Raw genomic sequence first — 7,670 nt, 5'->3', positions numbered from 1 at the left:
GTTGATCTGGAGCCACTTGCCGTCGGGATCGTCTTCGGTGTCGGGCTTGATGGCGTCGATCGGGCATTCCGGCTCGCAGACGCCGCAGTCGATGCATTCGTCCGGCGCGATGACCAGGAAGTTCTCGCCCTCGTAGAAACAGTCCACCGGACAGACCTCGACACAGTCCATGAACTTACATTTCACGCAGGCGTCGGTGACGATGTAGGTCATGGGCGGGAATAGGCGCTGTCGGTTGGGAAGGTCGGGTTGCGCAGATGACCCCGACGGGGCTCACTGTCAACCGAACGGGGCTGAATGCGTTGAACAGCAAATCTGTCGCCGCTTGCGCCCCTGGCCTCTTGCAGTGACGCCAAACACGGCTATTTGCATCAGTACCGATTACAGTTCTCGCGTCATCGTCGTCCCAACCCAGGAGTTTCCATGTCGAACCGCCGCCTCTTCATCCGTTCCGCCGCCCTGGCTGGGGCCGCCGCCGTCCTGATTTCGGGCGGGGTCGTCGCCCAGGCCGCCCTGACCAAGAACCCGGCCGAGGTCCAGGCCGGGACCTACAAGCTGGATTCGTCGCACGGCAAGATCACGTGGTCGCTGAACCATCTGGGCTTTTCGACCTATACGGGCCAGTTCACGGGCGTGACGGCCGACCTGACCATCGATCCGGCCAATCCGTCGGCGGCGACCCTGACGGCGACCGTGCCGATCTCTGGCCTCGACGACACCTCGCCGGGCCTGAAGACCCACCTGCAGACGCCCGACTTCTTCGATGCGGCCCAGTTCCCGACCGCCACCTTCGTCGCGAAGACGATCACCGTGGATAGCGACGACGCGACCGAGGCTGATGTGGTCGGCGACCTGACCCTGCACGGCGTGACCAAGCCGGTGACGCTGGAGGTCAAGTTCAACCAGGCCGGCTCTGTTCGCGGTCCCTATCGCCTGGGCTTCGACGGCGAGACCACGATCAAGCGGTCCGAGTTCGGCATGACCTATGGTCTTCCGGCGATCGGCGACGAGGTCGAACTTCACATCGAAGGCGAGTTCGTCAAGCAATAGTCGAAGAGGTGGGCTACCGCTCGCCACGCCCCCCGGTCCGAACTGCGATCGGCCGGAGGACAGGCTCCGGCTCGCTACTTGAGCCCAGGTTCGGATGTGTCGGCATCCAGCGGTGAATACAGGGCGCGGGCCTCCGGTGGGGGTCCGCGCCGTTCGCCGAGAGCCTCGACGCGCACGGCGGTGACCCGGCCGTCGATCGCGAAGGTGATCTCGTCGCCGGGGTGGACGACACGGCTGGGCTTGTCGAGGCGGGTCTGGCGGCCCTGATGGGTCAGGCGAACGGCCCCGCGCTCGACGAGGGCGGCGGCCAGCGACCGCGTCTTCACGAACCGCGCGCGCCACAGCCAGATGTCGATGCGGACCGAGCCTTCGCTCATGCCGACTATGATGCCTTCTTCCGCCTCGGCCGCTTGCGGCGGGCGGGCGGTGCGGGGGCGGTGAGTTCGGCCAGTCTGGCGAAAGGCGAATCCTTGACCACCAGGGGCTTGCCCGGGCGATCCGGCTGCTGGGCGCGGGTGGATTTCAGGGCGGCGAGCAGGGCGCCGGCCTCGCCGGACTTCAGGCCCAGATCGGTCAGGGCTTCGGGGGCGATGTCGCCCTTGCCCGCCGCCTGTTTGAGGTCGGCGAGGCGTTCCAGCAGCTCGACCGGGGCTGACCAGCGGCCGACCGCACGCCGCCCGAAGGCCGACAGGGCGCGGATCGACGGTGCCGGGATCGGCAACAGGGCCAGCCCCTCTCCTGATGCGCGGAACGGTTCGGTCGCGGCGAAGGCCTGGGCGAGCACCCGGCCGCGCGATTTCAGCACGCCGGGCAGCCAGACCGAATGGGTGCCGACGCGGATGGCGAAGGTCTTGATCGTGCGGCGCTCGACCTGGCTGAGGGCGGCGAGGTCGCGTTCGACGTCGCGGCGGTCGATGACGCCGCCGGCCTCCAGCAGGCGAAAGGCGATACCGCGCGGCAGGCCTTTCAGGCCGCCGGTCTCGATGGCCTGTTTCAGCCGGCGAAGATCGCGCAGCGCCCTGCCCGCCTCGCTCGCCAGCCAGGCCTCGATGCGGCGCTGGGCCCGGTCACGCGCGGCCTGCGGGCCCAGATCGCCAATCAGCCGGACGCGGGGGGAGAAGGGTTCGGTGTTAACGATCTTGGCCGCCAGTGCGCCCTGCCAGAGGACGTCGCCGTCCGGCGTGACGCTGAAGGCGCCATCGGCATCGGCGGCGAGCCGGCCGAGGCGGCGGGTGATCTCGGGCGTGACGGCGCGCAGGGCGGCGGTCTTCAGCGTGCGATCGGCCAGCGCCGAGCCGCCCTTGTCACCGGCGAAGCGGACCCCCTCCAGATGCCCGACCGCCTCGCCGTCCACGGTGACGACGCCGTCGGCCGCGACCTCGGCCAGGGTGTCGGCACGGTCGTGCAGGGAGCGCATCAGGGCGGTGGTCTTGCGATCGACGAACCGGGCGGTCAGGCGGTCGTGCAGGACGTCCGACAGCCGGTCCTCTAGCGCGCGGGTGCGGTCGCGCCAGCCCTGCGCCTGATCCAGCCAGTCGGGCCGGGCGGCGATATAGGACAGGGTGCGCACGCCGCTGAGCCGCGCCGACAACTGGTCGATCTGGCCGTCGTCGCGGTCAAGCTCTGCGAACCGAGGCCCCATCCAGTCGTCGGTCAGCCGGCCGCGTTTGCCGGTCAGGGCGTGGAAGATGTCGCGCGACAGTCGGGCGTGCTCGTCCAGGGTGGTCTTCTGGAAATCCGGCAGCTGACAGCATTCCCACAGCCGCATGATCGTCCCGCGCGAGCGGCTGATCGCCTTGATGTCGTCGTCCTGCATGGCGCGGCGCAGCAGGGTCTCGTCGAGGGCGGGCAGGGTCAGTTTGAGCCCTCCGCGTTGAGGTGTCTGAACCAGCGACCGCAACAGGTCCGGCAGGGTGTCGAAGTCGAGCCGGGCGTTGCGCCACTCGGCATTCTGGACCGGATCGAACTGATGGTTGACGACCTGTTCGACCAGGTCTTCGTCAAGCTCCTCGCATTCGCCGGTGACGCCGAAGGTGCCGTCGCGAATGTGGCGGCCGGCGCGGCCCGCGATCTGGGCCATCTCGTGGGCGTGGAGCCAGCGGGTGCGGCGGCCGTCGAACTTTCGCATCCCGGCGAAAGCGACATGGTCGACATCCATATTCAGCCCCATGCCGATGGCGTCGGTGGCGACTAGGAAGTCTACCTCCCTCGACTGGAACAGGGCGACCTGTGCGTTGCGGGTACGCGGTGAGAGACTGCCCATCACCACCGCCGCCCCGCCCCGTTGGCGGCGGATCAGTTCGGCGATGGCGTAGACCTGCTCGGTGCTGAAGGCGACGATGGCCGAGCGGCGCGGCAGGCGGGTCAGCTTCTTGGAGCCCGCGTAGCTGAGGTTCGACAGGCGTTCGCGGGTGACGATCTCGATGTCGGGGATCAGGCGGCGCATCAGGGGCGCCATGGTCCCGGCCCCCAGGAACATGGTCTCGAACCGGCCCCGGGCGTGCAGCATCCGGTTGGTGAAGACATGGCCACGCTCCGGGTCCGCGACCAGCTGGATTTCGTCCACCGCCAGGAACTCGACCTCCCGCTCCAGCGGCATTGCCTCGACGGTGCAGACCCAGAAATGCGGGCGCGGCGGGATGATCTTTTCCTCGCCCGTGATCAGGGCGACGGCGTTGGCACCTCGAAGCTTGACCACCCGTTCATAGATCTCGCGGGCCAGCAGGCGCAGCGGCAGACCGATCATGCCGGACGCATGGCCCAGCATCCGCTCGACCGCCAGATGGGTCTTGCCGGTGTTGGTGGGGCCCAGCACCGCGACGACGCGGGACGGAGCCTGGCCTGTGGAGCGGTCGCTCATGATCGCCATAAGGTGGCGATTCGACGAAGGTTCCTCAAGCGGAACCGCAGGATTCAGGGAATGGGGGCGAAGCTCTTGTTCTCGCGCAGGGCCGAGGCCTTGCGCACCGCCATCGGGGCAGCGGTGAACCAGTAGCCGGCGTCGTCGTCGCGGTGTGCCTGTTTGCGCTCCACGCCGCGCAGGCGGCGCAGGGCGGCGTTCTCCAGCAGACGGGCGTGCATCGCGCGGGGCGACAGTTCGGCGATGGCGGGAGAGCCGGGAACGGCGACGGTGTCGGGTCCGATGGGCTCCACCGCCGGGCGGGCGATAGAGATGAACATGGCGAGCCTTCGTAACGCAGATTTCGAGATTGCGACGCCGATCGCGTCCTGGCCCCGGTGGCCCGTCGCCTTCTGTGACGGGTCGTATGGTTAATCCACAGATCCTGTGGACAGTTCCATGTATGAGCAGAAAATATGTGCGTATTCAGGCGGTTATGGTCACGCTTTGAGCGTATTGGCAAACAGAGGGTTAACGGCGGACCTCAGGCCGGGTCGGTAATCCGGGCCAGATGCGCCAGCCAGGCCTTGCGCCCCACGGGCGTCAGAACGATCCGTGTACGGGGTTTTCTGCCTAGAAATCCGCGACGTAGCTCGATATAGGCCGCGCCCTCCAGCCGTTGCAAATGGCTGGACAGGCTGTTGTTGGGCAGTTCCAGCACGGCGGCCAGTTCGGTGAAGTCGGCCGCGCCGCGATCGGACAGAAAGGCGAGAATACCCGCCCGGACCAGGCTGGACAGCAGCGGATCGACCGGAAACGGCGCGTTCAACGGGCCCTCTGGCGCATCAGGATGACCGCCGGGACGAAGGCGAGCAGCAGCAGGCAGGCGCAGATGATCGGCAGTGCCATCGCCGTATTGCCGACCGAGGCCATGGCGACGGCGGCGACATAGCTGCCGATCGCGACAGCCAGCAGCCAGGGCCGGTCGCTGGTTATCGCCGTCACCCACCAGGCCGAGCCCCACAGCACCAGCAGCATCGGCCCCAGCAGATGGGCGGAATAGACCACGTCGCTGGGCGGCTCACCCTCGGCAAATAGCCGGATCGCCGTGAACACCGTCACAAGCCCGATGAAGGCCGCCGTCCAGGTCGCCGAGGCCGTGCGGTTCAGTCGGATACGGTTGGGCCCCAGCGTTCGCCACGCGGTCCAGATCAAGGTGACGAAAAACATCAGGTGGGCGGCGAGAATGCCCCCATTGGCGATCAGCACGATCGGGCCGGGCGTGTAACGTCCCATGGCCGGGTCCGGCCAGCCGTCGACCATGAACCCGACAGTTAGCAACAGAAGCAGGCCGCCATAGGCCCCGCCGAACACGGCCATCAGCAAGAGGAAGGGTGCCGGCTCGCCCCGCCCGGCGACGGCCAGCCGCTTCAGATAGGCGATGTCGCTCTCGTCGGAGGACGGCGTGGGGGTGGTGGCGTCGGACATGGCGAAGCTCCGGTTTCGATATGACTACTTTCAATTTCAAAGTTGTCGAGTCAAGAGCCTTCGTGTGGAGAGTCGCTAGTCAGCGCAGCCCGCGTTAAGGATCGGCGGTGCGTTTCGATGACCGTTTCCTGGAAGAACTGAAGGCCCGCCTTCGCCCGTCCGACGTGATCGGGCGGTCGGTGAAGCTCAAGCGTCAGGGACGGGAATGGGTGGGGCTGAGCCCATTCTCGAAAGAGAAGTCGCCGTCGTTCTTCGTCAACGACGACAAGGGCTTCTTCCACGACTTCAGCTCGGGCAAGCACGGCGACGTCATCAGCTTCCTGCAGGAGACCGAGCGGCTGTCGTTTCCGGAGGCGGTCGAGCGGCTGGCCGCCGAGGCCGGGATGGCGCTGCCGGCCGAAGACCCGCAGGGCGCCGAGCGGGAGCAGAAGCGCCAGGGCCTGTCGGACTGGATGGACCTGTCCCAGAAATGGTTTGCGGCCAACCTGCGTCGGTCGGTCGGCAAGGCGGCGCGCGAATACCTGGAGCGGCGCGGACTGCCCGAGGATCAGTGGGAGCGGTTCGGCCTGGGCTATGCGCCCAACGACCGCGAGGGGCTGAAAAGCGCGCTGGTCCAGCGGGGTGCCAAGCCCGGCGACCTGATCGAGATGGGGATGCTGATCTCGCCGGAAGGTGGGGGCCAGCCCTATGACCGGTTCCGCGACCGGCTGATGTTCCCGATCCTGGATGCGCGCGGGCGGATCGTCAGCTTCGGCGGGCGGGCCATGAACCCCGACGACCGGGCGAAATACCTGAACGGACCCGAGAGCCCGCTGTTTTACAAGGGGGCCACTCTCTACGGCCTGCCCGAGGCGCGGCGAATTCTGGGGGCCGAGAGCAAGGGCAAGGCGGCGATCATCGTCGTGGAAGGCTATATGGACGTCATCGCCTGTCAGCGCGCGGGCCTGCCGGCCGTGGCGCCGATGGGCACGGCCCTGACAGAGGAGCAGATGGCCCTGCTGTGGCGGACGTCGTCCGAGCCGGTCCTGTGTTTCGACGGCGACGGGGCAGGCCAGAGGGCGGCGTTCCGCGCCATCGAACGCGCCCTGCCCCTGTTGAAACCCGGCCGGTCGTTCCGTTTCGCCCTGCTGGAAGGCGGGCAGGACCCGGACGACATCCTGCGGGACAAGGGCGCGCCTGCGCTTCGTCAGGCAATGAGCGAGACGCGGCCGTTCGCCGAGATGCTGTTCCGGCGCGAAGTCGAGGTCGAGCCGCTGGATACGCCGGAACGTCGGGCGGGGCTGAAGGGGCGGCTGCGGGCGGCGGCGGCCCTGATCCAGGACAAGGATCTGGCCGAACAGTATCGGCGCGAGATGTTCGAGCGGTTCGACGGCCTGTTTCCCAGCCGGACAGCACCCCAGGCACGGCCTCAGCAACCGGGCGGACGCTGGCGGCCAGGTCCGCCGCCCAAGCTGGGCCAGACCTCGGAAGGCGCGCAGGCGATGCAGTCGCTGTCGCGCTCGATCGAGCCCGTGGCGGCGGCCCTGGCGCACGGGGCCATCGAGGACCCCGAGCGGATGGACGACCATCTGGAGGCCATCTCGTCGCACGGATTCGGCGATGCCGCGCTGGACGGGCTGGCGCATGAGCTGGTGCGGCTGCGGTTCTCCGATGCGGCGATGGATTCCGCCCTGCTGCGGCGGCGGCTGTCGGCCTCGGGCCACGACGACCTGCTGCGCGAAGTCGAGAAGGCGGCCGCCAAGTCGGGGGCGCCGTTCCTGGACGCCACGTCCAGCACCGCCGAAGCCCGCCTGCGCTGGGCCCAGGGGTTCGAGGCCCTGACCCGGGTCGCGGCGCTGGAACAGGCCCTGGCCTCGGCCAAGTCGGGTGCCGACCAGGCCTTCGACGCCCCGGCCTTCAGCCGCCTGAAGGCCGAACGCGACGCCCTGCGCCGGGCGGTTCGGACGGGGGAGATCTGGAGCGCGGGCTGACCGCGTTTTCGGGATCGGCTGTTATCCCCTGATGCAGCCCTGTCAAATTGCGATAGCTCGTGACCCTCGCCGGATTGTAAGGAGGCGCGCCGGCCTCTGTTCTTTCGACCGGTGCCTTGCTGGACATTCAGATGTTTCGCCGACTTCGCCGCCGCCTTTCCGCCGATGCGACCGCTCCATCGGCCGCCGAGGTCACCGAGACCGAAACCTTTGGCCATCTGTCCCCGCGTATCCAGTCCGCGATCCAGGCAAGGCGAAAATATCCCAACGATTTCTATGGCGGATGGGAAGAAGAAGACATTGCCCTGTTTCAACGGTCCCGT

9 protein-coding genes are annotated in these 7,670 nt (G+C 67.8%); 3 read left to right on the top strand and 6 right to left on the bottom strand.

The window, feature by feature from the left end:
* Positions 1–213 (bottom strand): ferredoxin family protein (locus ACILQR_RS14430; RefSeq protein WP_395652087.1); only part of this gene is annotated, 213 nt, incomplete at its 3' end.
* A 210-nt stretch (positions 214–423) separates the two neighbouring features.
* Here ACILQR_RS14430 and ACILQR_RS14425 point away from each other — a divergent pair.
* On the top strand, positions 424–1,050 hold the full coding sequence (locus tag ACILQR_RS14425; protein WP_395652086.1) for a YceI family protein: 627 nt from the start codon (positions 424–426) through the stop codon (positions 1,048–1,050).
* A gap of 74 nt (positions 1,051–1,124) precedes the next feature.
* Here the strand turns inward: ACILQR_RS14425 and ACILQR_RS14420 are convergent, their stop codons facing one another.
* From ACILQR_RS14420 to ACILQR_RS14400, 5 genes are all read right to left on the bottom strand, one after another.
* A complete protein-coding gene (locus ACILQR_RS14420) occupies positions 1,125–1,427 on the bottom strand; it encodes an RNA-binding S4 domain-containing protein (RefSeq protein ID WP_395652085.1) in 303 nt (100 codons plus the stop codon).
* Positions 1,428–1,432: 5 nt separating this feature from the next.
* Entirely contained in the window at positions 1,433–3,910 is a 2,478-nt protein-coding gene (locus ACILQR_RS14415) for a helicase-related protein (protein WP_395652084.1), read from the bottom strand.
* Positions 3,911–3,963: 53 nt separating this feature from the next.
* Entirely contained in the window at positions 3,964–4,230 is a 267-nt protein-coding gene (locus ACILQR_RS14410; protein ID WP_395652083.1) for a hypothetical protein, read from the bottom strand.
* Between the two features lie 203 nt (positions 4,231–4,433).
* A complete protein-coding gene (locus tag ACILQR_RS14405) occupies positions 4,434–4,718 on the bottom strand; it encodes a transcriptional regulator (RefSeq protein ID WP_395652082.1) in 285 nt (94 codons plus the stop codon).
* Positions 4,715–5,377: a hypothetical protein gene (locus tag ACILQR_RS14400; RefSeq protein ID WP_395652081.1), complete on the bottom strand. Its 663-nt coding sequence runs from the start codon at positions 5,375–5,377 to the stop codon at positions 4,715–4,717. The genes ACILQR_RS14405 and ACILQR_RS14400 overlap by 4 nt, the downstream gene beginning before the upstream one ends.
* 107 nt (positions 5,378–5,484) lie before the next feature.
* On the opposite strand from ACILQR_RS14400, the gene dnaG reads away from it, so the two are divergent.
* Positions 5,485–7,347: a DNA primase gene (gene dnaG / locus ACILQR_RS14395; RefSeq protein WP_395652080.1), complete on the top strand. Its 1,863-nt coding sequence runs from the start codon at positions 5,485–5,487 to the stop codon at positions 7,345–7,347.
* Between the two features lie 116 nt (positions 7,348–7,463).
* Positions 7,464–7,670: hypothetical protein (locus ACILQR_RS14390; RefSeq protein ID WP_395652079.1), on the top strand; the 207-nt coding region annotated here is incomplete at its 3' end.

It is taken from the genome of Brevundimonas sp. (assembly GCF_044239655.1).
Taxonomy (GTDB): Bacteria; Pseudomonadota; Alphaproteobacteria; order Caulobacterales; family Caulobacteraceae; genus Brevundimonas.
The sequence above is the reverse complement of the archived record's forward strand: the minus strand, read 5'-3'. Positions and strand labels throughout refer to the sequence as shown.

Coding starts and splice junctions, on each gene's coding strand:
- ACILQR_RS14425 (WP_395652086.1), top strand. CDS start 424: ATGTCGAACCGCCGCCTCTTCATCCGTTCCGCCGCCCTGGCTGGGGCC.
- ACILQR_RS14420 (WP_395652085.1), bottom strand. CDS start 1,427: ATGAGCGAAGGCTCGGTCCGCATCGACATCTGGCTGTGGCGCGCGCGG.
- ACILQR_RS14415 (WP_395652084.1), bottom strand. CDS start 3,910: ATGAGCGACCGCTCCACAGGCCAGGCTCCGTCCCGCGTCGTCGCGGTG.
- ACILQR_RS14410 (WP_395652083.1), bottom strand. CDS start 4,230: ATGTTCATCTCTATCGCCCGCCCGGCGGTGGAGCCCATCGGACCCGAC.
- ACILQR_RS14400 (WP_395652081.1), bottom strand. CDS start 5,377: ATGTCCGACGCCACCACCCCCACGCCGTCCTCCGACGAGAGCGACATC.